This window comes from Nonomuraea rhizosphaerae (genome assembly GCF_019396405.1).
Lineage (GTDB): Bacteria > Actinomycetota > Actinomycetes > Streptosporangiales > Streptosporangiaceae > Nonomuraea > Nonomuraea rhizosphaerae.
In genome coordinates, this window is sequence record NZ_JAHKRL010000297.1 from 1 (window position 1) to 26,871 (window position 26,871).

The 26,871-nt window shown below is 71.1% G+C and carries 24 protein-coding genes and 1 pseudogene; 7 read left to right on the forward strand and 18 right to left on the reverse strand.

The window, feature by feature from the left end; translation table 11 throughout:
• Nucleotides 1–120: 120 nt before the first annotated feature.
• Entirely contained in the window at nt 121–1,614 is a 1,494-nt protein-coding gene (locus tag KME77_RS14995) for a carboxyl transferase domain-containing protein (RefSeq protein WP_219467308.1), read from the reverse strand.
• Nucleotides 1,615–1,684: 70 nt separating this feature from the next.
• Nucleotides 1,685–2,839: a CaiB/BaiF CoA transferase family protein gene (locus KME77_RS15000; RefSeq protein WP_219467310.1), complete on the reverse strand. Its 1,155-nt coding sequence runs from the start codon at nt 2,837–2,839 to the stop codon at nt 1,685–1,687.
• Nucleotides 2,840–2,957: 118 nt separating this feature from the next.
• Between KME77_RS15000 and KME77_RS15005 the strand changes: the two genes are divergently transcribed.
• From KME77_RS15005 to KME77_RS15020, 4 genes are all read left to right on the forward strand, one after another.
• Nucleotides 2,958–3,509, forward strand: a complete 552-nt coding sequence (locus KME77_RS15005; RefSeq protein ID WP_219467312.1) for a uridine kinase family protein — start codon at nt 2,958–2,960, stop codon at nt 3,507–3,509.
• A gap of 91 nt (nt 3,510–3,600) precedes the next feature.
• Nucleotides 3,601–4,473, forward strand: a complete 873-nt coding sequence (locus KME77_RS15010) for a carbohydrate ABC transporter permease (protein ID WP_219467314.1) — start codon at nt 3,601–3,603, stop codon at nt 4,471–4,473.
• A complete protein-coding gene (locus tag KME77_RS15015) occupies nt 4,470–5,285 on the forward strand; it encodes a carbohydrate ABC transporter permease (protein ID WP_219467315.1) in 816 nt (271 codons plus the stop codon). The genes KME77_RS15010 and KME77_RS15015 overlap by 4 nt, the downstream gene beginning before the upstream one ends.
• 19 nt (nt 5,286–5,304) lie before the next feature.
• Nucleotides 5,305–6,669, forward strand: coding sequence for an ABC transporter substrate-binding protein (locus KME77_RS15020; RefSeq protein ID WP_219467316.1), 1,365 nt, complete (start codon nt 5,305–5,307; stop codon nt 6,667–6,669).
• Nucleotides 6,670–6,802: 133 nt separating this feature from the next.
• Here KME77_RS15020 and KME77_RS15025 read toward each other — a convergent pair whose 3' ends face one another.
• From KME77_RS15025 to KME77_RS15040, 4 genes are all read right to left on the reverse strand, one after another.
• Entirely contained in the window at nt 6,803–7,459 is a 657-nt protein-coding gene (locus KME77_RS15025; protein WP_219467317.1) for a histidine phosphatase family protein, read from the reverse strand.
• A gap of 151 nt (nt 7,460–7,610) precedes the next feature.
• Entirely contained in the window at nt 7,611–9,434 is a 1,824-nt protein-coding gene (locus tag KME77_RS15030) for a hydantoinase B/oxoprolinase family protein (RefSeq protein WP_219467318.1), read from the reverse strand.
• Nucleotides 9,427–11,433 (reverse strand): hydantoinase/oxoprolinase family protein, encoded by a 2,007-nt coding sequence (locus tag KME77_RS15035; protein WP_219467319.1) that lies wholly within the window; start codon nt 11,431–11,433, stop codon nt 9,427–9,429. The genes KME77_RS15030 and KME77_RS15035 overlap by 8 nt, the downstream gene beginning before the upstream one ends.
• 6 nt (nt 11,434–11,439) lie before the next feature.
• Nucleotides 11,440–11,811 carry a hypothetical protein gene (locus tag KME77_RS15040; RefSeq protein WP_219467320.1) on the reverse strand — a complete coding sequence of 124 codons (372 nt, stop codon included), beginning with the start codon at nt 11,809–11,811 and terminating at the stop codon, nt 11,440–11,442.
• A 76-nt stretch (nt 11,812–11,887) separates the two neighbouring features.
• On the opposite strand from KME77_RS15040, the gene KME77_RS15045 reads away from it, so the two are divergent.
• Complete coding sequence (locus tag KME77_RS15045; protein ID WP_308250707.1) at nt 11,888–12,520, forward strand: thymidine kinase; 633 nt, start codon at nt 11,888–11,890, stop codon at nt 12,518–12,520.
• 20 nt (nt 12,521–12,540) lie between these two features.
• On the opposite strand, the gene KME77_RS15050 is transcribed toward KME77_RS15045, so the two are convergent.
• From KME77_RS15050 to KME77_RS15090, 9 genes are read right to left on the reverse strand one after another with little or no spacing between them, the layout of a single operon-like run.
• On the reverse strand, nt 12,541–13,755 hold the full coding sequence (locus tag KME77_RS15050) for an Nramp family divalent metal transporter (RefSeq protein ID WP_219467322.1): 1,215 nt from the start codon (nt 13,753–13,755) through the stop codon (nt 12,541–12,543).
• A 13-nt stretch (nt 13,756–13,768) separates the two neighbouring features.
• The gene (gene groL, locus KME77_RS15055) at nt 13,769–15,418 is read right to left on the reverse strand and encodes a chaperonin GroEL (RefSeq protein WP_219467324.1); all 1,650 of its coding nucleotides are present in this window, start codon (nt 15,416–15,418) and stop codon (nt 13,769–13,771) included.
• Nucleotides 15,419–15,433: 15 nt separating this feature from the next.
• Nucleotides 15,434–16,459: an NAD(P)-dependent alcohol dehydrogenase gene (locus tag KME77_RS15060; protein ID WP_219467326.1), complete on the reverse strand. Its 1,026-nt coding sequence runs from the start codon at nt 16,457–16,459 to the stop codon at nt 15,434–15,436.
• Nucleotides 16,456–17,082, reverse strand: a complete 627-nt coding sequence (locus KME77_RS15065; RefSeq protein WP_219467329.1) for an iron-sulfur cluster assembly protein — start codon at nt 17,080–17,082, stop codon at nt 16,456–16,458. The genes KME77_RS15060 and KME77_RS15065 overlap by 4 nt, the downstream gene beginning before the upstream one ends.
• On the reverse strand, nt 17,079–18,077 hold the full coding sequence (locus tag KME77_RS15070) for an amidohydrolase family protein (protein ID WP_219467330.1): 999 nt from the start codon (nt 18,075–18,077) through the stop codon (nt 17,079–17,081). The genes KME77_RS15065 and KME77_RS15070 overlap by 4 nt, the downstream gene beginning before the upstream one ends.
• Before the next feature lie 10 nt (nt 18,078–18,087).
• A complete protein-coding gene (gene mimD / locus KME77_RS15075; protein ID WP_219467332.1) occupies nt 18,088–18,435 on the reverse strand; it encodes a propane 2-monooxygenase effector subunit MimD in 348 nt (115 codons plus the stop codon).
• The gene (locus KME77_RS15080; protein WP_219467334.1) at nt 18,432–19,529 is read right to left on the reverse strand and encodes an aromatic/alkene monooxygenase hydroxylase subunit beta; all 1,098 of its coding nucleotides are present in this window, start codon (nt 19,527–19,529) and stop codon (nt 18,432–18,434) included. The genes mimD and KME77_RS15080 overlap by 4 nt, the downstream gene beginning before the upstream one ends.
• A gap of 4 nt (nt 19,530–19,533) precedes the next feature.
• A complete protein-coding gene (locus tag KME77_RS15085; protein ID WP_219467336.1) occupies nt 19,534–20,544 on the reverse strand; it encodes an FAD-binding oxidoreductase in 1,011 nt (336 codons plus the stop codon).
• On the reverse strand, nt 20,541–22,175 hold the full coding sequence (locus KME77_RS15090; protein WP_219467339.1) for a ferritin family protein: 1,635 nt from the start codon (nt 22,173–22,175) through the stop codon (nt 20,541–20,543). The genes KME77_RS15085 and KME77_RS15090 overlap by 4 nt, the downstream gene beginning before the upstream one ends.
• A gap of 171 nt (nt 22,176–22,346) precedes the next feature.
• Between KME77_RS15090 and KME77_RS15095 the strand changes: the two genes are divergently transcribed.
• The gene (locus tag KME77_RS15095; protein WP_219467341.1) at nt 22,347–24,089 is read left to right on the forward strand and encodes a sigma-54-dependent Fis family transcriptional regulator; all 1,743 of its coding nucleotides are present in this window, start codon (nt 22,347–22,349) and stop codon (nt 24,087–24,089) included.
• 30 nt (nt 24,090–24,119) lie between these two features.
• Here the strand turns inward: KME77_RS15095 and KME77_RS15100 are convergent, their stop codons facing one another.
• On the reverse strand, nt 24,120–24,521 hold the full coding sequence (locus tag KME77_RS15100; RefSeq protein ID WP_219467343.1) for a MarR family winged helix-turn-helix transcriptional regulator: 402 nt from the start codon (nt 24,519–24,521) through the stop codon (nt 24,120–24,122).
• A gap of 59 nt (nt 24,522–24,580) precedes the next feature.
• Between KME77_RS15100 and KME77_RS15105 the strand changes: the two genes are divergently transcribed.
• Nucleotides 24,581–25,450, forward strand: a complete 870-nt coding sequence (locus tag KME77_RS15105; RefSeq protein WP_219467345.1) for an LLM class flavin-dependent oxidoreductase — start codon at nt 24,581–24,583, stop codon at nt 25,448–25,450.
• Nucleotides 25,451–25,510: 60 nt separating this feature from the next.
• Here the strand turns inward: KME77_RS15105 and KME77_RS15110 are convergent, their stop codons facing one another.
• Both KME77_RS15110 and KME77_RS15115 read right to left on the reverse strand, forming a co-directional pair.
• Nucleotides 25,511–26,407, reverse strand: coding sequence for a hypothetical protein (locus tag KME77_RS15110; protein WP_219467347.1), 897 nt, complete (start codon nt 26,405–26,407; stop codon nt 25,511–25,513).
• Between the two features lie 148 nt (nt 26,408–26,555).
• Nucleotides 26,556–26,871, reverse strand: a pseudogene (locus tag KME77_RS15115) (carbon monoxide dehydrogenase); the annotation flags it as partial.

Consider the following 26,871-nt stretch of genomic DNA (forward strand, 5'->3'; position numbering starts at 1 on the left):
CAACCGGCTCAAACGCCACCGTGCCGTCGCGACCAGGTACGACAAGCTCGCCGTCCGCTACGAGGCCACCGTTCAGATCGCCATCATCAACGACTGGCTGACCCGCTTATAAAACAGGCCCTAGGAGAGGCCGAGGGTGCGGTAACGGGCCAGGCGGGCCGCGAGGCGGTCCGCCCGGTCCTGCGCCAGCAGCCCGGCGATCTCGTGCTCCAGCGCCGCCCCCACCCGCTCGCAGAAGGCGCGCGGCTCGTACGCGGCGTCCGGCAGCTCCGGGATCACCCGGTCCACGATGCCGTCGCGCCGCAGGTCGGTCGCCCGTACCCCCTGAAGCTGGGCGATCTCCGGGGCGAAGTCCACGCTGCGGTACAGGATCGCCGAGGCGCCCTCGGGCGGCAGCGGCGAGAGCCAGGCATGCTGCGCGGACAGGACCCGGTCGGCGGGCAGCAGGGCCAGCGCCGCGCCGCCGGCGCCCTCGCCGAGCAGCAGGCAGACGGTCGGCGCCTCCAGCATGACCAGGTCGGCCAGGCAGCGGGCGATCTCGGCGGCCAGGCCGCCCTCCTCGGCCGCCTTGGACAGCGCGGCGCCCGCGGTGTCGATCACGGTGACCAGCGGCAGCCCCAGCTCGGCGGCCAGCCGCATGCCGCGCCTGGCCATGCGCAGCCCGCCGGGGCCGAGCGGCGAGTTGGGCCGCTGCCTGCGCCGGTCCTGGCCGAGCACGACGGCGGGCGCGCTGCCGAAGCGGGCCAGCGCCAGCAGCAGGCCGGGATCGTTCTCGCCGGTGCCGCTGCCGGTGAGCGGGGTGACGTCGGTGGCGGCCAGCTTGACCAGCGTGCGCACGCCCGGCCGGTCGTCGCGGCGCGAGCGGCTGATCGCCTCCCACGCCTCCACCGGGCGCAGGTCCTCCTCCGGCGGCTCCCCCGCCACCACGCCCGTGCCGTCGTCGCACAGCACGGACAGCGCCCTGATCGCGACCGCCCGCGCGTCGCCGGCCGACACCACGGCGTCGACCAGCCCGTGCTCCAGCAGGTTCTCGGCCACCTGGACGCCCTCGGGGAACGGGTAGCCGTGCAGCGACTCGAACACCCTCGGCCCGAGGAAGCCGATCAGCGCCCCCGGCTCGGCCGCGGTGACGTGCCCGAGCGAACCCCATGAGGCGAACACCCCGCCGGTCGTCGGATGCCGCAGGTAGACCACGAACGGCAGGCCCGCGCCCCGGTGCGCCTGCGCGGCGGCGGTGATCTTCACCATCTGGACGAACGCGAGCGCGCCCTCCTGCATCCTGGTGCCGCCGGAGGCGGGCGCGGCCAGCAGCGGCAGCCGCTCGCGGGTGGCCCGCTCGACCGCGGCGACCATCCGTTCGGCCGCCGCCACCCCGATGGACCCGGCCATGAACGAGAACTCGCTGGCCACGACGGCGACCCTGCGCCCGCCGAGCAGCCCCTCGCCGGTGACGACCGACTCGTCGTAGCCCGACTTGGCCCGGGCCGCGGCCAGTTCCTCGGCGTAGGAGGAGCCCAGCGACGTGGGATCGGCCGGCGGCGCGTCCCACGACTTCCACGATCCCGCGTCGAGGACCGTGTCGATCAGTGTGCGCGCGTCCGGACGGCTCACCATGGCTCCCTTGTGTGTGGCGGTGCTGCAATGTTGACGCACGAGTGCGCGCCCTGGTGCCACCGGATCCGCATCACTCCTCACGTTCTTCGAGCCAGCGGAGCACGGCGTCGCGGTCCTGGTCGAGCATGGGCGGCGCGGTGTGGGCCGTCTCGGCGCCCTCGATGCGCAGCGGCGGGCCGGGCAGCTCGATGGGGCCGAGCACCTGGTGGTCGACCTCGACGAGCAGCCCCTGGGAGCGGGTCTGGTCCCAGGCGTAGACCTCGTCGATCGAGCGGATCGCGCCCGCCGGCACACCCATCTCGCCCAGCCGGGCAAGCCAGTGGCCACGGTCGTGAGCGGCCAGCGCCTTCTCCATGTCGGCGATCAGCTCATCCCGGTGCGCGAATCTATCCCTGTTCGTCGCATATTTCGCCAAGGTGGGATCGATGTCCAGTAGGGCCGCCACCTTCTTCCACTGGCCGTCGTTGGCGGCGGCGATCGACAGCAGGCCGTCGGCGCAGCGGAACGTGCCGTACGGGGCGATCGAGGCGTGGTGGTTGCCGTTGGCCCGGGGCACCTGGCCGCCGACGGTCCAGGCGGTGCCGTGGTAGGCGTGCACGCCGGTGACGGCGGCCAGCAGCGAGGTGCGCACCACCCGGCCCTTGCCGGTGTGCTCGCGCTCGTACAGGGCGGCGCTCACGCCGTAGGCGCCGTGGATGCCGGCCAGTAGGTCGGCGATGGAGGAGCCGACCCGGTACGGCTCGTCGGGTGAGGGGCCGGTCAGCGACATCAGGCCGCCCTCGCCCTGGGCGATCTGGTCGTAGCCGGGGCGCCCGCCCTCGGGCCCGTCGTGGCCGAACCCGGTGATCGACAGGATGACCAGGCGCGGGTTGAGCTCGTGCAGCCGCTCGGCGGAGAAGCCGAGGCGGTCGAGCACGCCGGTGCGGAAGTTCTCGACCAGAACGTCGCTCCGCCGCACCAGGCGCTCCACGAGCCGCTTGCCCTCGTCGGACTTCAGGTCGAGGGCGATGGACTGTTTGTTGCGGTTCGCCGCCAGAAAGTATGTGGATATGTCGCGATCAGGGCCGACGAAGGGCGGGCCCCAGCCGCGTGACTCGTCACCGCCGTCCGGATGCTCCACCTTGATCACCTTGGCGCCGAGGTCGCCGAGCATCTGGGCGGCGTGCGGGCCGGCGAGGGCGCGGGACAGGTCGAGCACCACGATGTCGGCGAGGGGTCCGGGCACGGGTCAACCTCCAGGCTTGAGCTCCTGGGCGAAAGCGTATTGTGTCAGCTTCTCCCCTCTTCCCTTACCCCGCGCACCGGCGATCGCCAGCGGGCATGGCTCCCGTACGCTGAGGCGCGTGGAACCGCCCGTACGCCTCGACGAGCTGTCGCGCCGCATCCGCGGGCTCGCGCCGTCGTGCGGCCCCGTGCGCCTGGTCGCGGTCGACGGGCCGGCGGGGTCGGGCAAGACGACGTACGCGGACGCGCTGGCGGCCGCGCTGGGCTGCCAGGTGGTGCACAGCGACGACTTCCCGGTGCCGTGGGACGGGGGGCCGGGCGGCTGGTTCGAGGCGCTCGACGCGCAGGTGCTGCGCCCGCTGCGGCGCGGGCGGCCGGGCGCGTTCCGCCGCTACGACTGGGTGCGCGACGCCTACGCCGACCTGGTCACGGTCGCGCCGGCGCCGGTGCTGGTCGTCGAGGGCGTGGGCACCGCCCGCAGGTCGGCGGCGCACCTGCTGGCCTGCGTGATCTGGGTGGAGGCGGCCGAGGACGTACGGCTGCGCCGGGTCGTCGAGCGCGACGGCCCGGAACTCGAGTCCCGGTGGCGCGCATGGTTCGCCGCGGAGCGGGAATGGTTCGCCGCCGACGGCACAAAAGAACGCGCGGATGTCGTCAACGTGAACGGTTGATTAATCCTCACCGAGGGTGTCAGATGGCTGATGAAAGTTTCCGCCACCCGGCCCCTCACGGGAGGGAACGATTTTCGCGTATCGCAGGACCATGGCCGGATACGGCCTGTCCTGGGCCTATCTGCTGCCCTCCCTGGCCGTCTTCGCCCTGTTCGTCTTCTGGCCGCTGGGCCGCTCGATCTACCTCTCCCTGCACGGCAGTGACATCTTCGGCGGCGCGGGCCGCTTCGTCGGCCTGGACAACTACGCAGAGCTGTTCACCGAGCCGCGCTTCCTGAAGGTGCTCGGCACGACCGCGCTGTTCACGCTCTTCTCCGTCGTCCCGGCCATCCTGGGCGCGCTGGCCCTGGTGCTGCTGCTGGAGGCGCAGATCAGGGGCGCGAAGGTGTTCAGGACGATCTTCGCGATGCCGTTCGCGTTCTCCGTCGCGACGGCGTCCGTGGTGTTCTCGATCATCTACAACCCGGCCATCGGCATCGCGAACGGCCTGCTCGGGCAGCTCGGCGTCGACCGGGTGCACTGGCTGACCAGCCCCGACCTGGCGCTGCTGTCGGTCTCGGCCACCACGGTCTGGATGAACCTCGGCTACAACGTCCTGGTCCTTTCGGCGGGCGTGGGCGCGATCCCGCAGGAGGTCACCGAGGCCGCCCGGCTCGACGGCGCCTCCGGGCTGCGGCTGGCCGGCCGGATCACCGTCCCGCTGCTGTCGCCGCAGCTGTTCTTCCTGGTCGTCGTCTCCACGATCCACGCCCTGCAGAGCTTCGGGCAGATCCACATCCTGACCAAGGGCGGCCCGGACGAGGCCACGACCACGCTCGTCTACTCCATCTACGAGAACGCCTTCGCCTACGGCTCGGCCGACTTCGGCCTGGCCAGCGCGCAGGCCATCGTCCTGATGGTCGTGGTGCTGGCGATGACGGCGATCCAGTTCGGCGTGCTGGAGCGGAAGGTGCACTACCGATGAGACGCGCGCTGCTGTGGGCCGTGCTCGTGCTGGCGGCCGTGCCGGTGCTCTTCCCGCTCTACTACGCGCTGGCCGGGGGCGTCATGGGCGCCCGCGACCTGACCGCCTACCCGCCCGCGCTGGTGCCGACGGGGCTGCACCTCGACAACTACGCGCAGGCGCTGCGGTCGGTGCCGCTGGGCCGCGAGTACCTCAACTCGGCGCTGCAGTCGGGGATCATCACGCTGTTCCAGATCGTCACCAGCATCCTGGCCGCCTACGCCTTCGCGTTCCTGCCGATGCGGGCCAGGGCGGTGGTGTTCGGGCTGTTCCTGTCGACGCTGATGGTGCCGTGGGAAGCGATCATCATCCCCAACTACCTGGCGATCTCCAGCCTGGGGCTGACCAAGGGGCCGCTGACCTACCTGGGGCTGGTGCTGCCGTTCCTGGCCTCGGCGTTCGGGACGTTCCTGCTGCGGCAGGCGTTCCTGCAGTTCCCGAGCGAGCTGCGGGACGCGGCCGTGGTGGACGGGTGCGGGCACCTGCGCTTCCTGTGGCGGATCCTGGTGCCGCTGGCCCGGCCGTCGATCGCGGCGGTCGGGGTGTACGTGTTCCTGTCGGCGTGGAACCAGTACTTCTGGCCGCTGATCCTCGTACGGGACCCGCAGTACCAGACGCTGCAGATCGGCGTCACCCAGCTCAACGACGTCGAGGCGGCCGACCCCGGGCTGATCCTCGCGGGGGTCAGCATGGCCCTGCTGCCCACGCTGTTCATCGTCATCTTCGGCCAGCGCTTCATCGTCCGCGGCCTCACGGCCGGGGCGGTGAAGTGATCGTGAAAGGACACCCCCGATGAGAAGACTCGCCCTCCTGGCCGGCGCGGCCCTGCTGATCACCTCCTGCGGGAGCGGCGGGGGCGGTGACGCGGGCGGCGCCCCGGCGGCCGGCGTGCTGAAGGACAAGGTGACGATCGAGTTCTGGCACTCGATGAAGGGCGCCAACGCCGAGGCCATCAACCAGCTCGTCGCCGACTTCCACGCCAAGTTCGGGAGCAAGGTCCAGATCAAGCCGGTCTTCCAGGGCAACTACGACGAGACGGTCGCCAAGTACAAGGCGGCGGTGCAGCAGGAGAACACCCCCGCGCTGATCCAGATCTACGACATCGGCACCCGCTTCATGATCGACTCCAAGCAGGTCGTGCCGATGTACAAGTTCTTCGACGTGGACAAGTACAGCACGGCCGACATCGAGCCGAACATCGCCAGCTACTACTCGGTGGACGGCAAGATGTGGTCGATGCCGTTCAACTCCTCGACGCCGCTGCTGTACATCAACAAGGAGGCGTTCGAGAAGGCGGGCATGGACCCGAACAAGCCGCCCAAGACCCTCGACGAGATCACGAAATATGCCGAGAAACTGACCGTCAAGGACGCGTCGGGCACGGTCAAGCAGTACGGCTTCGGCTCGGCCACGTACGGCTGGCTGCTGGAGCAGCTCCTGGCGACGGACGGCCAGGAGTACTGCGACAAGGGCAACGGGCGGCAGGGCCTGGCCACGAAGGTGCAGTTCGACTCGGCGTCGGGCGCCAAGGTGGCCGACTGGTGGCACAACCTGGTCTCCAAGGGCTGGGCGGTCAACGTCGGCCGCAAGACCGACGACGGCCAGGCGATCTTCAAGAGCGGCACGGTCGCGATGCACCTGGAGTCCACCTCTGCGCTGCGCGGGTACGTGGACGCGGCCAAGCAGAACGGCTTCACCGTCGTGACCGCGCCCTACCCGAAGCTGTCGGACGGGTCGAAGGGCGGGCCGATCATCGGCGGCGCGTCGCTGTGGATCAACGGGGTGGGGCACTCCGACGAGGAGAAGCGGGCGGCGTGGGAGTTCGCCAAGTTCTCCGCCACGCCGGAGGAGCAGGCGAAGTGGCACGTGGGTACGGGGTACGTGGCCGTCAACCCCAAGGCCTACGACCAGGAGGTGGCCAGGACGTGGGCGGCGCAGTTCCCGCAGTTCGCCACGGCGGTGGACCAGCTCCACTCGCTGCCGCCGTCCACGGCGTCGGCGGGGTGCATCCTGGGCGTCATGCCGCAGGCCCGGCAGGCGTCCGAGGAGGGGCTTGAGCAGTCCATCCTCGGCAGCAAGCCGGGCGCTCAGGCGATGAAGGACGCGGCGGCGAGTCTTTCCCGGGCCATTGAGCAGTACAACCAGTCAGTCAAATGATTCTGCTTTACGGCAGGCCGCACCCACCGCCACCCGCCGCACGTGGCTGAGGGCCTCCAGGAACACGGCCGCTGACCGGACGGTGGCCGGGCGCCGTGACGCGCGAATTCTCAGCCGGTGGCGGCTCGTGGTGTCACAGGTGAGCCGTGTCGTTGAAGGACAGCAGCTCCAGGCGGTCGTTCGAGGCCTGCCACGTGGAGACGGAGGCGTTGTGGATCGGGGCGAACTCCTCCAGGTCTGAGATGTCGGGCAGGGCGTCGAGCACGTGGCGCAGGACCAGCACCACCGCGTCGTGCGCCACGATCAGCACCCTCCGCCCGTCCGCCTGCTCCCGCAGGTCCTCGACGAAGCTCGTCAGGCGGCCGGCCACGTCGCCGAACGACTCGCCGCCGGGCGGGCGGTAGAAGTAGTCGCCCTCGGCGCGCCAGCGGGCCAGCTCGTCCGGGAAGCGCTCCCCTACCGCCGCCCAGTTGTGCCGGGACAGGCGGCCCATCTCGCGGTCCCGCAGCCGGGGGTCCACCGTGGTCGGGAGGGTTCGCCACTCCCGTGACGCGACCGCCCACGTGTCCTGCGCGCGGCGGTACGGGGAGCACCAGGCCAGCTCCGGGGCCTCGTCCTCGGGCAGCGCGGCCAGGAGCCTGCCGAGGGCCTGGGCCTGGGTCCTGCCCAGGGCGGTCAGGGTGACCTCGCCCTGCCGGTCGTAGATCAGCGGTTTGTCACCCGCCTCCCGGTAGGCGGCGTTGCCCTCGCTCTCGCCGTGCCGGGTCGCGATGATGCGCGATGGCCCCATGTTGCGTGTCCTCTCCTCAGATCCAGCCGCGTTCCCGGGCCGCCGGCAGCTTCCTGGTCACCCAGGGGGCCGGGCAGCGTCTCGATCAAGGTGACGGCCGGGGACAAGGACGGCGGCTCGGTCGAGCGGGTGATCATCGACGCCTACGCGCTCAGCTGACCTCGTCGACCTCCGCATGGGTCCGGCCGCCCGACAGCTTCGGGTAGCCGGGCCCCCGGTCGAAGAAGCGGCCCGCCGGGGGCCGCAGGTTCGCCCGCAGCTCGGCCGTGCCCTGCTCGTCGATGCGGTCGCCGTCCAGCACCACGCCGTAGTCGCCCAGCGCGCCGGCGATCGACACCTTGCCGTCGCGCACGTCGGCCGCCACGGCGCGCGGGTCCCGGTCGTACGGGGAGCCCCAGCCGCCGCCCCCGGTGGTGCGGATCCGGATCGTCTCGCCCGCCTGCACCGGGTGGTCGTCGACCAGGCCCTCCATCTCCTTGCCCGCGATCTCCACCCGGAACGGCCGCCCGGCCAGGCCGCCGTTGACGCCCCAGCACGACAGGATGGACCGGTCGGCGATCGACATGTACGAGGCGTCCTTGAGCATCCTGATGTGCTTGTCGTAGCCGAGCCCGCCCCGGTACATGCCGGGCCCGCCCGAGTCGCAGGCCAGCGCCAGCCGCTCGACCCGGAACGGCCAGCGCGCCTCGGCGAACTCCACCGGGATGTTGCGCGAGTCGGGCACCACGTGGATGGTGTCCTCCCCGTCGGCGTACCAGCGCCCGCCGGAGCCGCCGCCGAGCACCTCACGCATCAGGTACGGCACGCCGTCGGCGTCCGCGCCGTGCACGCCGGTGTAGCGGATCGTCTCCTGGTCGGCCGGCATGCGCCCGCCGGTGGCCTTGGCCAGCACGCCCGCGAGCACGCCGAGCAGCCGCAGGATCACGAACGTCCGGGCGTTCGTCGGCGCCGGGAAGATCGGCGTGAGCAGCGTCCCCTTCTCCGGGAAGACCATCTTGATCAGGGGGACGACGCCCTCGTTGACGTCCAGCTCGGCCATGCGCTCCGGCGTGTCGGCCAGGTTGCGCAGGATCGGGGCCAGCCACTTCTTCAGGAACACGCCGTCGGCGTAGTCGCCCGCGTGGTTGATCGGCCCCTTGGCCTGCGGCGAGGTGCCGGTGAAGTCGATCGTCAGCGGCGCGTCCTGGGCGTGGTCCACGGTCAGCGTGATCCGCTGGGCGTGCAGCCGGGGCTCGTCCACGCCGTCGTGCTCGGCGTAGTCCTCCCACGTGTACGTGCCCTCGGGGATCTTGGCCAGCAGCTCGCGGCGGAACGTCTCGGTCGTCTTGCCGATGATCGCGTCGAAGCACGCCTCGACGCCGGCCTTGCCGTACCGGTCGAACAGCTCGCCGAGGCGGCGCGCGCCCATCAGGCAGGCCGAGCACTCGGCGTCGAGGTCGCCGGAGAGCGAGTCGGGCATGCGCGAGTTGCGGGTCATGATGCGCAGCGCCGTCTCGTTGGGCACGCCCTGGTCCCACAGCTTGATCGGCGGGACCATCAGTCCCTCCTCGTACACGCTGCGGGCGTGCGAGGGCATCGAGCCGGGCACCGCGCCGCCGATGTCGTCGTGGTGGCCGAACGCCTGCACGAACGCCACGACCTCGCCCTCGTGGAAGACCGGGACGGTGACGCACAGGTCGGGCAGGTGGCCGATGCCGCCCTCCGACAGGTAGACGTCGTTGTGGAAGTACACGTCGCCGGGCTTCATCGTCTCGATCGGGAAGTCGCGGACGATCGGCTGCACGAGCGCGCTGTAGGAGCGGCCGGTCAGCTTGCGCAGCTTCGCGTCGTGGATGCCCGCCCGGAAGTCGTGCGCGTCGCGGATCATCGGCGAGCGGGCCGTGCGCGCGATCGCGGTCTCGACCTCCTTCTCCACCGAGGCCAGCGTGCCCTCGACGATCTCGACGAGAACCGGATCAGTCGCGCCGTCAGCCACGCCGCACCTCCACGTTGCCGTACTGGTCCACCGTGGCGGTGAAGCCCGGGTGGATCGGGATCGTCGAGCCGTACTCCTCGATGACCGCCGGGCCCTCGACGACCGTGCCGGGGTCGAGGAAGCGCCGCTGGTGGATCGGCGTGTCCGCGCTCTCGTCGAAGTGGACCTGCCTGCTCGAAGGACCCGGATTGGTGTCGGTGCCCGGGGACTTGGCGCGGATCGGCGGCCGGGTGATCGGGCCGATGCCGGAGACGCGCAGGTTGACCCATTCGACGCCGTGCCGCGCGTCGTCGCGGTAGGCGTAGCCGTACAGCTTCTCGTGGGCGGTGTGGAAGCGGTCGAGCACCTCGGCCCGCCACGCCTCGTCCACCTCGCCGGCCGGGGCGGCCACCCGGACCTCGAACGCCTGCCCGTAGTAGCGCAGGTCGGCGGTGCGAGCGTACACGGGCTCGTCGAAGCCCTCCCGGTCGAGCGCCTGCGCCGCCTCCTCCTCCAGCTCGCCGAAGATCTCCCCGGCCTTGTCCAGGGACAGCTCGCGGGTGACGTACGTGCGCACGTAGTCGTTCTTGACGTCCACGGTGAGCAGCCCGAACGCCGAGACGTTGCCCGGGTCGGGCGGCACCACCACGGCGGGCAGGCCCAGGATGTCGATCAGCCGGCAGGCCAGCAGCGGGCCCGAGCCGCCGAACGTCACCAGCGGGAAGTCACGCACGTCGAGCCCGCGCTTGACGGTGAGCTGGCGGATCGCGTTGCTCTGGTTGAACGCGCTGATCTCCAGGATGCCCGTCGCGGTCCGCTCGGCGTCCAGGCCGAGCTTGTCGGCCAGCGCCTCGATGCCGGTGCGGGCGGCCTCGGCGTTCAGCGGGATCTCGCCGCCGAGCAGGTGCGGCGGGATGCGGCCGAGGAAGACGTGCGCGTCGGTGACCGTCACCTCGGTGCCGCCCCTGCCGTAGCAGAGCGGGCCGGGGTCGGCGCCGGCCGACTTCGGCCCGACCTTCAGCGTGCCCTCGGGTGAGATCCAGGCGATCGAGCCGCCGCCCGCGCCCACCGTGACGATGTCGATCATCGGGATCTTGCACGGGTAGCGGCCGATCGAGCCCTCGGTCGTGATGGACGGCTCGCCGTCGATCACCACCGCCACGTCCGTGGACGTGCCGCCGCCGTCCAGCGTGATCACCGACGTGTGACCGGCCGTGGAGGCGATGAGCGCCGCGCCGAGCGCGCCGGCGGCCGGGCCGGACAGCACGGTGGTGATCGGCTGGTTGACGACCTCGCGGGCCGACAGCACGCCGCCGTTGGACTTCATCACCGAGAACGGCATGCCCAGGCGGTTGGACAGGTTGGCCAGGTAGCGGCGCATCGTCGGCTTGACCGCCGCGTCGACCAGCGTGGTGACCGACCGCTCGTACTCGCGGTACTCGCGCAGCACGTCGCTCGACAGCGACACCACCGCCTCCGGGTGCTCGCGCCACAGCACCTCTCGCATGCGCCGCTCGTGCTCGGGGTTGGCGTAGGAGTGCAGGAAGCACACGCCGATCGCGGTGACGCCCTTGGACTTGAACCAGCGGGCCACCTCGGCGGCCTGGTCCTCGGCGAACGGGCGCACCTCCGCGCCCGTGTGGTCCAGCCGCCCGCCGACGGTCTTGACCAGGTGGACAGGGACGATCCGCGGCGGCTTGACCCAGAAGTAGGAGTTGCCGTAACCGTCGGGGACGCTCTGCCTGGCGATCTCCAGGATGAACTCGAAGCCCTCGGTGGTCACGAACCCCAGGTTCGCGATCCGGTCCTCCAGCAGCTGGTTCGTCGCCACGGTGGTGCCGTGGACGACCGAGCTCGCGTCGAGCGGGCCCAGTTTCTCGATGCCCCTGACGAACCCGTCGGCGGGGTTCGCGGGCGTCGATGGGGTCTTGGTCGTGACGATCTCACCGGTCTGGTCGTCCACGGCCACCACATCGGTGAACGTGCCTCCGGTGTCGACTCCAATACGGACGCTACGCATGGCTCCTCAGCTTCGGCGCCGGCCGAGCACTTCATCGATGACACGGGGCGCGTTCGAGGTGCCGACATAGGCCGCCAAGCGCACCACCAACTCCTGTGACCGGGCGAGCTCGGCCTCCACCTTCGCCTTGCCCGACTGGCCCGCCTGCACGCCGAAGTAGGCGCCGATGATCGTGCCCACCACCCCGGCCACTCCGGCGAACAGTGCCGCAAAATCCTTCGTCGCGAAGACGGCGGCCCCGAAAGCTACCAATATCGCAATAATGCCCGTCACCACCACGAGGAAGCCGTAACGCCACCTCGCCGCGTCGGCCTGTGCCGCCGAGATGTCGTCCTGCGTCATCATGACGTCGAGCGCGGGGGGCTTCTCTGTGACCACGGATCCTCCTGATAACTCCAGGGGAGAAATGTCCCACGAGGTCATGGAACAAGCCAAGCCGCTAAGGTGGCCCCCTGTGACCGAAACGTTCGCCCTGTCCCCTGCCCCGTCCGGCGTTCGCGACGCCGTCCTGAAGTTCTACTTCGGTCCCATGGACTGCGGGAAGTCCACCCTGGCCCTCCAGATGAACTACAACCACAGCCGCCAGGGCAGACGCGGCCTGGTGCTGACCAAGCACGACCGCTCCGGCGGACCGAAGGTCACCAGCAGGATAGGGCTCGGGCAGGAGGCCATAGAGGTAGAAAATTCACTCGATCTGGTAACGCTCGTGACCGGTCAGGACCGAATTGACTATCTCATCTGCGACGAGGTCTGTTTCTACACCGTCGAGCAGGTCGAGCAGCTCGCCGATCTGGTGGACGATCACGGGGTGGACGTGTACGCGTTCGGGCTGGCCTCCGACTTCCGGTCGGTGATGTTCCCGGCGGCGCAGCGGCTGTTCGAGCTGGCCGACGAGGTGTGCCGGCTCCAGGTCGAGGTGCTGTGCTGGTGCGGGCGTCCCGGGCTGCTGAACGGGCGGATCGCAGGCGGGCGGCTGGTGCGTACGGGCGAGCAGGTCGTGATCGGCGACACCGACGCCTCGCCGGTCCGCTACCAGGTGCTGTGCCGCCGTCACCACCGGTCAGGGGAGCTAGGCGAGGGCGGCTGACCCGCCGCCCCCGCGAGCGGCTACCCGCCGAGGGCCAGGACGACCAGCACCAGATTGAGCGCGATGATCACCACGCTGGCCGCCCCCGCCGCGAGCGTGGTGACCCGGCGGTTGGCGAACTCCCCCATCACCTCCCGCCTGCGCGTCAGCGACACCAGCGGCACCAGCGCGAACGGGATCCCGAACGACAGCACCACCTGGCTGAACACCAGCGCCTTCGTCGGGTCCACGCCGAACCCCAGCACGGCCAGCGCCGGGACGATCGCCGCCAGCCGGCGCAGGCTCAGCGGGACGCGCCGCCGCAGGAAGCCCTGCATCACGATCTGACCGGCGTAGACGCCCACGCTGGAGGAGGCCAGCCCGGAGGCGAGCAGCGCGATGGCGAACAGCAGGGCGGTCAGCGCGCCCCCGCTCTCGGCGAACGCCGTGTGCGCGCCCCGCAGCGTGGGGTCGTCGCTGCCGCGCAGCAGGGTCGCCGCGACCACCAGCATCGCCAGGTTGACCAGCCCGGCCACGCCCATGGCCAGGACGACGTCCAGCCGCTGGGTCCTGATCAGCAGGTCGCGCTCGTGCCCCTGGCCACGCGGGAAGCGTTCCTGGGTGAGCGCGGAGTGCAGGTAGACGGCGTGCGGCATCACCGTGGCGCCGACGATCCCGGCCGCGAGCAGCACGCTGGCCGAGCCGTCGAAGCCCGGCACCAGCCCGCGGACCAGCTCGCCGCCCGGCACGTCGGCCCGCAGCGGCTGGTACAGGAACGCGCCGACGATCACCGCGAGCAGCGCGGTGATCACGGACTCGAAGCGGCGCTGCCGCCCGGTGCGGATCGCCAGGATGAGGAACGACACGACGGCGATCACCACGCCGCCCTGGAGCAGCGGCATGCCGAAGATCAGGTTGAGCGCGACCGCCCCGCCGATGAACTCGGCGAGGTCGGTCATGATCACCACGATCTCGGCCTGGGCCCACAGGCCCCACACGACGGGCCGCGGGTAGTGGTCGCGGCACAGCTCCGGCAGGCTGCGCCCGGTGGCGATGCCGAGCTTGGCCGACAGGTACTGCAGCAGCATCGCCACCACGTTCGCGGTCAGCACGACCCACAGCAGCAGGAAGCCGAACCGGGCGCCGCTCTCCACGTTGGTGGCGAAGTTGCCCGGGTCCACGTACGCGACGGCGGCCACGAACGCGGGGCCGAGCAGCCCGACGACCCGCTGCTTGATCGGGACCGTCGCGGTCATGCGATGTCCGCCGTCATGCGATGTTCGACGGCCGCACCAGGCCCTCCGCCAGGTCACCGAATCCGGGGGCGACGATCGCGCCGGGATTCTGCACCACCTCCTCCACGACGAGCGTCTCGGTGGTCAGGATCAGCGCGGCGATCGAGGCGGCGCTCTGCAGGGCGCATCTGGTGACCTTGAGCGGGTCCACGATGCCCCGCTCGAACAGGTCGCCGAACTCGCCGTCCTGCACGTCGAAGCCGTGCCCGGCGTCGAGCCCGGCCACCCGCTCGGCCACCTCCTCGCCGGCGTAGCCGCCGTTGATCGCGATCCACCGCAGCGGCTCGGCCAGGGCCATGGCCACGATGTCCCGGCCGGTCGACATGTCGCCCTCCAGCGGGAGGGCGGCCAGCGCCGCCCTGGCCTGGACCAGTGCCGTCCCGCCGCCGGCCACCACGCCCTGTTCGACCGCGGCCCTGGTGGCGGCCAGCGAGTCCTCCACCCGGTGCTGCTTCTCGCGCAGCTCGACGCCGGTCGCGGCGCCGACCCTGATGACGGCCACGCAGCCGGACAGCCGCGCCATGCGCTCCTGCAGCTTGTCGATGTCGTGCTCGTTCTCGGCGCGCGCCAGCTCGGCCTTGAGCTGCTCGATGCGGGCCGACACGGCGTCGAGCGACCCGGCGCCGCCGACGATGGTGGTGCCGCGCTCGCTGACCGTCACCTTGGCGGCCCGGCCGAGCTGCTCCAGGCGCACGGCCGGCAGGCTGGCGCCGCGGTCGGCGGTGACGACCTCGCCGCCGACCATCGCGGCCAGGTCGCCCAGCTCGGCCAGCCTGCGGTGGCCGAACCCCGGCGCCTTCACCGCGACGGACCTGAACGTGTCGTGCGCGCAGTTGGCCACCAGCATGCCGAGCGCGGGCCCGTCCACGGTCTCGGCGATGATCACCAGCGGCTTGCCGGTGCGCATGACCTGCTCCAGGACCGGCATCAGCTCCTGCACGGCCGAGATCCGCTCGTTGGTGAGCAGGATGTACGGGTTCTCCAGCACGGCCTCCATGCGGGCCAGGTCGGTGGCCATGTACGCGGAGACGTAGCCGTTGCCGAACTCCAGCCCCTCGGCGAACTCCAGGTCCATGCCGAGCGAGTGCGACTCCTCGACGGTGACCACGCCGCCGGGGCCGACCCTGGCGATGGCGTCGGCGATGACCTGGCCGATCACCGGGTCGCTGTTGGCCGACAGCGCGGCCACGTGCAGCAGGTCCGCGTACCCGCTGACCGGCCTGGCCCCGTCGGCCAGCGCGGCGGAGGCGGCCTCCACCGCCCGCTCGATGCCCGCCTTGAGCAGCATCGGGTTGGCGCCGTTCTCGACCTTGAGCAGGCCCTCGCGGGTGATCGCCTGGGCCAGCACGGTGGCGGTGGTGGTGCCGTCGCCGACGTCCAGGTTCGTCTTGCTGGCCACCTCCTTGACGAGCTGGGCGCCCATGTTGGCGAACGGGTCGGCGAGCTGGATCTCCCGCGCGATCGTGACGCCGTCGTTGGTGATGGTCGGCGGCCCGGTCAGCTTCTCCAGCACGGCGTTGCGGCCCTTGGGCCCCAGCGTCACCTTGACCGCGTCGGCCAGCGCGTCCACCCCCGACTGCAGGAGCCCGCGGGCCTGGGCGTTGAAGCGCAGTAGCTTGGCCATCCGGGGATCCTCCTTCTACGGGACGAGAATGGCGCGGCCCTGGACGCGGCCGTGGTCGAGGTCGTCCAGCGCGCGGGGGAAGTCGCCGAGCGCGTACGGCACGGTGTGCAGGGTGACCCTGCCCTCGGCGGCCAGGGCCATCAGCTCGGCCAGGTCGGTGTAGGAGCCGACGAGGTTGCCGATGAAGTTGATCTCGGTGGAGATGACGTCGATGGTCGGCACGGACAGCGTGCCCCCGTACCCGACGACGAAGTAGCTGCCGGCCCTGCGCAGCATCGCGACGCCGTCCTCCACCGCGCCGCCCTCGCCGACGAAGTCGACGACCGCCTCCGCGCCCGCGCCGCCGGTCAGGTCGAGCACCGCCCCTACCTGGGTGCCGTCGGCCGGGACGAGGTGGTCGGCGCCGAGCGTCTCGGCCAGCTTGAGCGCCTCGTTCGAGCGGTCGACGACGATGATCTGCGCGGCGGTCAGCGCCTTGAGCGCCTGCACGCCGATGTGGCCGAGCCCGCCCGCGCCGATGACGACGACCTTCTGCCCGGGTGCGAGCAGTCTCGCCGCCTTGCGGGCCACGTGGTAGGCGGTCAGGCCCGCGTCGGCGAGCGCGGCCACGTCGGCGGGTGCCAGTGACGGCGCCAGTTTGACCAGGGCGCGGGCGTTGGTGGCCACCAGGTCGGCGAAGCCGCCGTCGGCGTTGATCCCGGGGAAGCAGGAGTCGGAGCAGTGCACGTCGTCGCCCGCCCGGCAGGCCGCGCACAGGCCGCAGGTGGCGATCGGGTGCAGGATGACCGGGTCGCCGACCTGGACGTTGCGGACGGCGGACCCGATCTGGTGCACCCAGCCGGCGTTCTCGTGGCCGAGCGTGTACGGCAGCGTGACGCCCGACTTCTCCCGCCACTGCCCTTCGACGATGTGCAGGTCCGTACGGCACAGCCCGGCGCCGCCGATCCGGACGACCACGTCGAGCGGGCCGGTCGCCCTCGGCTCGCTGACCTCGGTGACTTCGGGGGTGGTGTTGTACTGGCGCAGGCGTACGGCTCTCATGCCACACCTCCAAGCTCGTCCGGGTACCGGGCGGCCAGGAGTGCCCGGCAGTGTTCGGCGTTCCCCTCGATGCTGACCCTGACCGCGTCGGCGAACCGTAAGTGCCGGGCCAGCCGGTCCCGCGGCACCCGCGCGCCGCCCGGGTCGGTGATCAGCCAGGCGCCCCGCAGGCCGAGGCGTTCGCGGGCGCGCCCGTACGCCTCGGCCAGGGGCGAGGGCGGCACGTCGGCGAGCGCGGCCCCGGCCAGCGTGTCGGCGTCCCAGCCGAGCGAGCGCACCAGGCGGGACTGCGCGGCCAGGAACGCCTTGCGCCGGAACACCAGCCGCAGGTCCGCCATGTCAGGAAATATCTCCGTCTGGAACTCCTCGGCGGCGAAGTGGCCCGCCACGCCCACCCGCACCGCCGAGACGCCGGGCAGCGCGCGCAGCTCGGCGTCGGCGTCCGCGACCATCATGTGCACGAAGTTGGGCGCGCAGAAGTACGTCGGCAGCCGCAGCTCGGCCGTGACCGCCCCGTCCTCGACCTCCAAGCTCGCGACGAACCCCAGCGAGGTGATCGGCTCGTCCAGCTCGGGGTCGAGGACGTTGCCCAGCGCCGCCCAGGCCGCGTGCCTGGTGGTCATGTCCCGACCTGGGCGGATCGCGCCTCGTCCGGCACCTTCAGGTCGTACAGGCTCGCGGCGTTGAGCCCGAGGATCTTCCGTTTGGCCTCGACCGAGATCGTCCCGTACTCGCCCTGCATGTCCTCGGGGATCTGGAAGTCGACGAACTTCTCCACCAGCCAGCGCGGGCTCCAGATCGCGTAGTCGCTGGCGAACAGCAGCCGGTCCTCGCCGAGCCAGTACAGCAGCTCGCCGACGATCTGCGCGAAGTAGCGCGGCCGGCTGTGGATGAACGGCATCGCGACCGCGAGCCCGCCGTACACGTTGGGCTCCTGCACGCCGATCCAGCAGAAGTCCTCCAGCCGCGGCAGCCCCACGTGCTCGACGATGAAGCGCAGCCCGGGGAAGTCGGTCGCGGCCTGGTCGATGTCGGCGACGTCGAAGGCGTCGCGGTTGAGCGGCCAGATGGTGGGGCCCTTGTGCACGTGGATGTTGACGATCCCCAGCTCCTGGCACTTCTCCAGGTACGGGTAGGCGATCGGGTCGGACAGCTTGTAGCCGCGCGAGTCGCCCCGCCACTCGGCCGTGTAGAGCTTGACGCCTTTGAGCCCGTACCGGTGCGCCTTCTCCTCCAGGACCCGCAGGCCCTCGGCGCCGTCGCGCGGGTCCCACGCGCCGTTGAGGATGAACCGGTCCGGGTGCTTCCCGGCGATCCGGGCGTTGCGCTCGGTGGTGTTGAAGCCCTCGCCGGGGTAGAAGTCGCGCAGGTAGGTGGGCTGGAAGATCGCCTTGTCCACGTACCCGGTCTCGAACAGGTCGTGGATCAGGTCCTGCTCGGTGTACTTGCAGAACTTCTCGTACGGCCACACCCACTCGGCCGGGCTCAGGGCCGAGGAGTAGTTGTAGAAGCACTCGATGAAGCCCTCGCCGTAGCGGTTGCGGTTGTCCGGGCTCGCGTTCCAGTAGTGGACGTGCCCGTCGACCACGTAGTAGCTCACGCCGTCCTTGTGGTACATCCCGGCCTCCTCACTTCACCGGACGCAGGTCGAAGTCGATGTACTCGGCCGCGTCCTCCGGGTTGGCGAACAGGAACGTCCTGTCGTCGAGGTGCACCATGCGGCCGTAGTGGGTCGACATGATCTCCTCGAAGTCGGCGGGCCCGAACTCGAAGCCGATCGCGTCGGAGATCTCGGCGAAGTCGAACTCGATCCGGTGCTCGCCGTCCACCCGGATCATCGACGGGTACTCGCTGACGGTCACGCCCTTCTTGCCGCGCATGACGTCGGCGACGACGTGGCCGTTCTGGTTGTTCATCAGCGTGACGCCGGCCCTGTTGGACGACGTCCGGTTGGCGGCTCCGAACTCGGCGCTCATCGCTCCAGCTCCTTCGGCTCGTCGAGGCCCAGGTCCGACAGCAGGCCGCGGAAGCGCTCCTTGGCCCGGTCGAGGGAGTCCTCGAAGGACAGCACCCGTTCCGGCGGCTGGGACCAGATCGGCTGGAGCCTCCTGACGGCCGCCAGGCTGACCGGCGTCCAGCGGGCCAGCCACTCGCCGGCCACCTCGGCGTTGGCCCGGCCGTGCTTCTCGTCCTTCAGCAGCATCGCGAACAGGGCGCGGGTGTAGCGCAGGTCACGGCTGTAGTCGTACTCGCCGGCGCCCATGATCGTGGGCGTGGTGTAGTCGCCGTTCCTGGCCGCGATCTGCATGACCAGGTGGCTGCGGAACAGCTCGCCGACCAGCGGCTCGAAGACCAGGTTGGCGGCGAGGACGGCCTCGCCCCAGTCCTCGACGGTGGTCAGCCGCTCGACGTTCTCGCGCACGCCCTGCCAGACCGGCTCGGACTGCCAGGCGCCGCGGTGCGCGCTCCCGTCGAAGCCGGGCACGGCCTCCGACAGGTCCAGGTTGTACAGGGCGAGATCCTGGGCGAAGCGCAGCTTGTGCGCGCCGTTGACCGCGACGGCGTTGTTGATCATGTTGGTCGGCGCGGACCGCTGGGCGGCGATGAACACGTGCATGCCCAGCCCGTGCTCGGCGTGCATCCACGCGCCGACGTGCTGCTCGACGAACAGCGCCCAGCTCCTGGGCCAGGTCTGGTAGGCGCCCGCCCGCCGGGCGTTGTCCAGGTTCAGCCCGATCTGCCGGACGACGCCGGCGTTGTTGCGGTAGATCGTCTGCTCCCACTCCTCGTTCGGGTCGAGGAAGGCGTGCCAGTCGCCGGAGCGCAGCGCGGTCCATTCGACCGGGTAGCCGCGCTCGCCGTTGGCGAAGCCGTAGATCCAGCCCTGGGTGAGGTGCCGGCCGGGGTCGGGCTGGACGTCCATGGTGACGTCCTCGTACATGGAGGCGCGCAGTTTGCGCGGCTTGAAGTAGTTGAAGGTGCGGCTGTTCGAGCTGGGGAAGGTGAGCGCCCCTGCCTCGGCGTCGGTGAGCTCGGGGTGGGGGAAACTCCTGCCTGTCGGAGTCGCCATGGATTCACTCCTGGTGCGCTGTGGTGGTGAATTTGTCGAAGTAGACGTGCTCGCGGGGCAGGCCCTTGCGTTCCAGCAGGTCCAGTGCGGCGTCGATCATCGGGGGCGGGCCGCACAGGTAGGCGTCCGACTCCGCCGGGTCGCCCGCGAGCCGGTCCACGACGTCGGTGATCAGCCCCTTCTCGCCCGCGTACGAGGGGTCGTGCGAGAGCGCGGGCACGAAGCTGAAGGCGGGCAGTTCGGCCTCGAAGCCCGCCATCAGGTCCAGGTGGAACAGGTCCCGCTCGGTCCTGGCGCCGTAGTAGTAGACGGCCGGGCGGCGCACCCTCTGGTCACGGAGCTGGGCGAGCAGCGACAGGATCGGCGCCATGCCCGCGCCGCCGCCGATGAAGAGCAGGTTCCGGTCGGACTTCTCGCGCAGCGTGAACGCGCCGTACGGCCCTTTGAGCCTGAGCGGGTCGCCCAGCCGCAGCGTGCCCTCCAGCAGCCCGGAGAACCGGCCGCCCGGGTAGCGTTTGACGATGAAGTCGAGCCTGCCCTCCCCCGGGCGGTTGGCCATCGAGAACGAGCGCCACTCGCCGGTCCCCGGCACCTGGATGTCGGCGTACTGGCCGGGCCTGAACGGCATGGAGCCGTTCAGGCGCAGGTGGGTGATGTCGTGCGTGAGGTCGGCGATCTCGGCCACCTCGGCGTCCACCAGGCCGATCGGGATCCCGGCGCGGATCATGTCCTCGTCGTAGTTGATCAGCTCGATGTCGAGGTCGCTGTAGGCGTGCCCCTTGCACAGCAGGACGTAGCCCTCCTCGCTCTCGTAGTCGGCCAGCGCGAACGTCGAGTAGCGGTCCATCTGCAGGTCGCCGTCCAGCAGGAACGACTTGCACGAGGAGCACTGGCCCTCCTTGCAGCCGTGCATGAGCAGCACGCCCTGGCGGAAGGCGGCCTCCAGGATCGTCTCGTCCTCGTCGGCCTCGATCTCGATCTCGACCGGCTCGAACCTGACGCGGTGCTTCGTCACGCCGTGACGTTCCTGTTGGCGCGGTAGGCGGCCAGGTGGGCCTCCCGCTGTTCCGGCGTCATCTCGTTGAGCAGCGTGTTCGGGCTGTTGAACGTCAGGCCGCGGACGTCGTCCAGGGTCCACAGCTTGCGCGGGTCGTCCAGGTCGAGGTGCGGCTGCGGGACGAGCGTGCGGCCGTCGTCGCGCACGTACCCGAGCTCCTTGATGATGTCGGCCAGGTCCCAGCCGTGGTACAGCTTCTCCCACTCGCGCTCGCCGGTGAGCCGCCCCATGGACGGCGTCGGCCTGCCCTCGTACGTCGGGCGGAAGGCGGTCTTGTCGGTCCAGTGGCAGGTTTGCGAGCAGTACGTGCGCCACTGCCCGTCCACCTCGTCGGCGACCATGTCCTCGCGGATGAGGCAGGGCACCATGCAGCTCCAGCACCGGTGCGGGTACTCGTAGCCGACGTCCTCGAAGGCGATCGGCTTGTTGGAGCCGGGGTGACGCAGCCGGTTGTAGGCCTCCCACCAGCGGCCGAACTGCTCGTACCAGCCCGGGTACTTGTCCTCGAACCACTCGAAGTCGGCGTCGGTCATGCCGTCGATGCGCCAGAAGTTGACCGGCCAGCCGGTGGCGAAGAACTGGGCGACGCGGTGGACGTAGCCCTTGTTCCAGATCCTGTTCCACGCCTCCTCGACCAGGTCGTGCGGGATGACCAGGCCGTACTTCTCCAGCGGGATGAGGTAGCTGCGGTAGTAGTCGTCGTAGATCCAGCGGCGCCACATCTCGGCGTAGCTGTCACGGTCCCTGCGGCGGTCCTTGGTGCCGTACTCGATGAACGTGCCGATGGCCGCGTCCACGACGGCGTGGTTGTTCCACCAGGCGTAGCGCAGGTCACGTTCGAGGAGCTGGCGGTTGCGCTCGTCGGCCAGGGCCATGAGCAGGATCGAGTAGCCGTTGCTGATGTGCCGCGACTCGTCCGACTGCACCGAGTGGAAGACGGTGGGCAGCAGGTAGTCGCCGTTGGCGGCGGCCTCCGACGGCATGGCGACGAACAGGGTGTTGGTGAAGGCGGTCTCGGCCACCAGCGTCAGGTAGACGTTGGCCGCGGTGATCGCGTCGCCGGTGATGAACCCCTCGCCGAACTGGCGGCCGATCGTGCCCGCGTAGCAGTTGGCGAACGCCTTCTCGCTGATGTCGAAGCCGGCCGGGTCGATGTAGTGGTTCATGTAGAGGCGCTTGAGGTTCATCTGGATCGTGGAGTGGCGCACCTCGTCGATCATCTGCACGGCCAGGCCGTTGTGGATCTGCGGGTTCGGCACCGCGCCGATGGCCATCGGCATGGCCCTGGCCGCGGAGATCTCCGGGAACGGGATGATCGACAGGAACAGCTTCTGCCACTCCATCCAGCGCTGCTGCACCTGGCGGAACATGTTCCCGCGGATGGCGCCGTCCATCGCGCCGAAGACCCGGTTGTCCTTCTCCTCCTCCATCGGGAAGTAGGAGCGCAGGATCTGCTTGAGCGGGTCCTTCTTCGGGGCCTGCTCGAAGGTGTAGTCGGTGGCGAACCGGGTGGCCGGTGTCGCGAACGTGGGCTCCCAGGACAGCTCGGTGATCTTCTGATGGGCCTTGGTGAGGCTTTGCCGGCTCATGGGTCCTCCTGTGCCGTTTCAGACATGGCACTTGTTACTCGCCCGGCGCGACGTCTCATCTTGAGACGAAGGGGGGCGCGCCGCCCGGCCTACCGTGAGGGTCGAGCGGCGCGTAGCCTCGGCGTTACGCAGGCGTCATGGCCGACGGGACGGCTGAGGGAGGCGACCCTGATGACGGAGATCCCACGGCTGGTCGCTGAGGCCAGGGAGCGGTTCTTCGAGGAAGGCGAGCTGGACGACCCCTCCGTCCGCGCCACCATCCAGGCATCCTGGCGGCGCTCGCAGTTCTTCGGGGTGGAGGTGGACTGGCTGGACCCGCCGTACCAGCCGGACATCGAGGCCGACACGCCGCTGACCCGGGCGGCCCGCCCGGTGCTGGACCGGCTGGAGTCGGCGCTGGCCGGGGCCGCGATGAGCGTCATACTCACCGACTCGCGCGGCCGGGTGGTGGCCCGCCGGGCGGGCGAGCGCTCGCTCAACCGCTACCTCGACGCGATCAGGCTGGCCGTGGGGTTCAGCTACGCCGAGGAGTACGTCGGCACCAACGGCATCGGCACCGCGCTGGAGGACAAGCGCCTGGTCCACGTCTTCGGCTCCGAGCACTTCGCGACGCGGCTGCAGGGCATGTCCTGCTCGGGCGCGCCGATCAGGCACCCCATCAGCGGGCGGGTCGAGGGCGTCATCGACCTGACCTGCCGCAGCGTGCACGCCTCGCCGCTGATGGACGCGTTCGTGCAGCAGGCCGCCGCCGACATCGCGCGGCGGCTGCTGGAGGACAGCACGGCCCTGGAGAACGCGCTGCTGCGCGAGTTCCTGGCCGCGAACGGCCGGCCGAACCGGGCCGTCGTCACCCTGAGCGACGAGCTGACCATCACCAACGCGGCGGCCGCGCACCTGCTGGAGCCGGCCGACCACGAGATCCTCCGCGACAAGGCGTTCGACCTGCTGGACTCGGCCCGGGGCTGCACCGACGGCACCGACAACGTGGTGCTGTCCAGCGGGCGGATCGTCCGGCTGCGCTGCCGCGCCGTCACCGCCGGCGCCGCCGCCGCGGGCGCCGTGATCGAGATCAGCGTGCCGGCCTCCTCCCCCGGCCGCGGGCGGCCCGCACCGGTCGCCTCCGCGCCGCTGACCGGCCTGGCCGGGCACAGCCAGTCGTGGCTGAACGTGTGCCGCCAGGTCGAGACCCGCTGCCGGGCCCGCTCGGGGCTGCTGCTGACCGGCGAACCCGGGGTCGGCAAGCTGTCCATCGCCGAGGCCGCGCACCGGCGCTGCTTCCCCGCCTCCCACCTGGCCGTCGCCGACGCGGACGGGCTCGACCTGGAGCTGCTGGGCGCCGACCTGGCCGAGCCGTACGCGACCGTGGTGATCCGGCACCTGGACCGGCTCCCCGCCGGCCTGGTCCCCGCCCTGGCGCAGGTCCTGGAGGCCGCACCCACCGGCGCCTGGCTGGTCGGCACGTCGGCGGCCGAGGCCCCGGACGCGCTGCTGGAGTACTTCCCCGCCTCGCTGGCCGTGCCGCCGCTGCGGCACCGGATCGACGACGTGCGCGAGCTGGCGCCGGTGCTGCTGCGCCGCCACGCCGGGCGGCGGCCCGTCACCTGCTCCCCCGAGGCGGTGCAGGTGCTGCTGCGCATGCTGTGGCCGGGCAACGTCGCCCAGCTGGAGGAGGTGCTGCGGCGCGCGCTGTCGCGACGCGGGGCCGGCGAGGTCGGGGTGGACGACCTGCCCGAGGAGTGTCACGCGACGACGCGGCGGGTGCTGACGACCTGGGAGGCGGTCGAACGGGACACGGTCATCGCGGCGCTGATGGAGGCGGGCGGGGACAAGGCGCGGGCGGCGGCGCAGCTCGGGATCTCGCGGGCGACGATCTACCGGAAGATCCACGCGTACGGGATCGACCTGAGCCCCTGACCCTGCCCTGAGCGGCAGCCCGGGACGCGATCACACCAGTCTGTCGAGCACGTCCCTGAGCAGGCGCGCGTCGTCGTCGGACAGGTCGGCCAGGAACGCGCGCTCGGCCGCCTCCGACGCCTCGACCCCGCCCCGCAGCGTGTCGCGGCCCTTCGCGGTCAGCTCCACCATGTTCTTGCGCCGGTCGGACGGCTGCGGGCGGCGGCCGACCAGCCCCTTGCCCTCCAGCGCGTCGACCAGGGCGACCATCGTGGTCCTGTCGATGCCCAGCCGCCGCGCGGCCTCCTGCTGGGAGAGCGGCTCGGCGGTGTCGAGCACGCCGAGCACCGCCAGCTCACGGCCGTCCACGCCGTACGGCTCCAGCGCCGGCCCCGTGTACTCGGCCAGGCGCAGGGCGGCGTGCTTGAGCAGGTATGCAAGGCGTCTCGACACGTTCCGATTCTCGCACTACGCTAATCATCAGTCTTACTGACAATCAGTGGAGCTGACTCATGCTGAGCTTCGGGATCAAGACCCTTCCCCTGGGCGTGCCGTACGAGGAGCTCGTCCGGATCTGGCGGCAGGCCGACGCCGTCCCGGCCATCGAGCACGCCTGGCTCTGGGACCACATGCTGCCGATCTTCGGCCCGGTCGAGACGCCCATCTACGAGGGCTGGACCATGCTCGCCGCGCTGGCCGCCCAGACCTCCCGCCTCAAGGTGGGGCTCATGGTGACGAGCAACCTGACGCGGCCGCCGGCCGTACTGGCCAAGATCGCCTCCACCGTCGACGTCATCGCCCCCGGCCGGCTCGTCCTCGGCCTCGGGGTCGGCGGCACCCGGCTGCGCGGCGACACGATCGTGCCGCGCGAGTACAACGCCTACGGCCTGACCGTCCCCACGCCCGCCGAGGGCCGGGCCAGGCTGGCGGAGTCGTGCACGATCATCAGGCGGATGTTCACGGAGGAGCGGTTCGACTTCGACGGCCGCTACTACCAGCTGAAGGACGTCGTCTGCGAGCCCAAGCCCGCCGTCCGCCCTCCCCTGCTGCTGGGCGGGTGGGGCGACAACACGCTCGGCGTGGTGGCCGAGCACGCCGACATCTGGAACGTGCCGGGGCCGCCGCACAACACGGTCGCGTTCCTGCGCGACCGGAGCAAGCTGCTCGACGAGAAGTGCGCCGCCATCGGGCGCGACCCGTCGGAGATCGTCCGCTCCACGCAGATCGTGGTCACGCCGGACGACGTGGGCGCGGCGCGGTCGGCGATCGGGGAGCTGGCGGAGATCGGGCTGACGCACTTCGTGCTGGGGGTGCGTACGGCGGGGGGCGGCAACGTGGCGGAGTGGCTGGCCGAGGAGATCATCGAGCCCGCGACCCGATAGCTCCTCCTGTGGGTCCGACAGCTCCTCCCGTGGGTCGTCAGCCGGCGGTTCTTGGGGTCGTCAGCCGGCGGCCAGCTCCTCCAGCCGGTACGGCAGGTACGCCGAGTCGTCCACCAGGGCGGAGGCGCCCCGCCACCAGCCGAACCACTCCCCGCTCCGCCACATCCAGTCGACCCGTTCGATGGCCGCCACCACGTCGCCCACCGTCTGCCACCGCTCGCCGAGCTGCTCCCGGCTGGCGCCGTGCCGTACCGCCCAGGCGCGCAGGACACCGACGGCGGCGCTGGGGACCTCGCGGGCGTACGGGTCGGGATCCTCGCCCGGCAGCCGGTGCGGCCCGAGCCCCGCCGCCACCCCCCAGCTCCACTGCGCCTCGGCGGGCCGGGAGTAACGCAACGACTGGAAGTCGAGGTTGGACCCCAGGTCCTCGTCAGGACGCCGGGTGACGACCGCGTCCAGGCGGCCGCCGGCGTCGAAGTGCACCACCAGCCGCTGCCCCGGCTTCACCCCGTCCGGCAGGTCGAACCGGTCCTCGGCCTGCCACGAGTTCAGGTCGACCTGGGCGACGGGCCGGCCCCACATCTGGTCGGCGGCGTCGTCCGAGATCCAGGCGGCCAGCATCTCCAGCGCGGTCAGGTCGGTCCACGGCTCGATCGCGACGGCCGTGCGCAGCACCTCGTCAGGGGCGGGCAGCTTGCCGCCCCTGGGCCGCGTCCACCACTCCTCACCCAGCTCGCGGACGCCGACCAGCAGCGCGGCGATGGCCGCCAGCTCGGCGGAACGCCTGGTGAGCGACGCCCCGAGGGCGAGACCGAGACAGCGGCCGACCCGCTCGTCGCCGAGCACGGGGCTCGCGTCGCTCACGAGCGTGTCGGCGGTGGGACGCTCCTCTCCGAGCAGGTTGCGTATGACTCGCCTGGCCTCGGTCCGTGCGTCTTCAGCGTGTGCCTGCCGCATAACAGCCACGCTACGCCTGGAGATCCTTTTCCGCGAGAGCTCAGCCGGGCCCTCCCAACAGCCACTTCGGCGCGAGCCCCGCCGCTCCCACCCGCCCCACCGACCGCGAGGCCCGCCCCCGGGCCGCGCGCCCGGGGACCACAACCCGTCAGTGCGAGGGCCGCCCACGGCCTGCGCGGCCCAGGACCCAGCCGATCGCGACGCCCGTCAGCGCGACGCCCGCCCCGATGCCGAACGACGCCAGCATCACCCAGGGGCGGGTCTCCGTGTGCGGCTTGGGCGGGCGCTCGTACACGGCGGGCGCCGCCCGGCGGACCGTCAGCCCGGCGGACCCGCCGTTGGCGGCTCCGGCCCCGTCGCCCGCACGTCCTTGCGCGCCCGCACCGCCCTCGCCGGCGCGACCGGTGGCGGCGCGGCGGGCGGCCAGCTCGTCCGCCATGGCCCCGTCCCCCGCCTCCTCCTGT

Bases quoted from the DNA above. Each gene is read 5' to 3' on its own strand.
- KME77_RS14995 (WP_219467308.1), bottom strand. From the start codon at position 1,614: ATGGTGAGCCGTCCGGACGCGCGCACACTGATCGACACGGTCCTCGAC.
- KME77_RS15010 (WP_219467314.1), top strand. From the start codon at position 3,601: ATGGCCGGATACGGCCTGTCCTGGGCCTATCTGCTGCCCTCCCTGGCC.
- KME77_RS15015 (WP_219467315.1), top strand. From the start codon at position 4,470: ATGAGACGCGCGCTGCTGTGGGCCGTGCTCGTGCTGGCGGCCGTGCCG.
- KME77_RS15020 (WP_219467316.1), top strand. From the start codon at position 5,305: ATGAGAAGACTCGCCCTCCTGGCCGGCGCGGCCCTGCTGATCACCTCC.
- KME77_RS15025 (WP_219467317.1), bottom strand. From the start codon at position 7,459: ATGGGGCCATCGCGCATCATCGCGACCCGGCACGGCGAGAGCGAGGGC.
- KME77_RS15035 (WP_219467319.1), bottom strand. From the start codon at position 11,433: ATGCGTAGCGTCCGTATTGGAGTCGACACCGGAGGCACGTTCACCGAT.
- KME77_RS15050 (WP_219467322.1), bottom strand. From the start codon at position 13,755: ATGACCGCGACGGTCCCGATCAAGCAGCGGGTCGTCGGGCTGCTCGGC.
- groL (WP_219467324.1), bottom strand. From the start codon at position 15,418: ATGGCCAAGCTACTGCGCTTCAACGCCCAGGCCCGCGGGCTCCTGCAG.
- KME77_RS15060 (WP_219467326.1), bottom strand. From the start codon at position 16,459: ATGAGAGCCGTACGCCTGCGCCAGTACAACACCACCCCCGAAGTCACC.
- KME77_RS15065 (WP_219467329.1), bottom strand. From the start codon at position 17,082: ATGACCACCAGGCACGCGGCCTGGGCGGCGCTGGGCAACGTCCTCGAC.
- KME77_RS15070 (WP_219467330.1), bottom strand. From the start codon at position 18,077: ATGTACCACAAGGACGGCGTGAGCTACTACGTGGTCGACGGGCACGTC.
- mimD (WP_219467332.1), bottom strand. From the start codon at position 18,435: ATGAGCGCCGAGTTCGGAGCCGCCAACCGGACGTCGTCCAACAGGGCC.
- KME77_RS15080 (WP_219467334.1), bottom strand. From the start codon at position 19,529: ATGGCGACTCCGACAGGCAGGAGTTTCCCCCACCCCGAGCTCACCGAC.
- KME77_RS15090 (WP_219467339.1), bottom strand. From the start codon at position 22,175: ATGAGCCGGCAAAGCCTCACCAAGGCCCATCAGAAGATCACCGAGCTG.
- KME77_RS15095 (WP_219467341.1), top strand. From the start codon at position 22,347: ATGACGGAGATCCCACGGCTGGTCGCTGAGGCCAGGGAGCGGTTCTTC.
- KME77_RS15105 (WP_219467345.1), top strand. From the start codon at position 24,581: ATGCTGAGCTTCGGGATCAAGACCCTTCCCCTGGGCGTGCCGTACGAG.
- KME77_RS15110 (WP_219467347.1), bottom strand. From the start codon at position 26,407: ATGCGGCAGGCACACGCTGAAGACGCACGGACCGAGGCCAGGCGAGTC.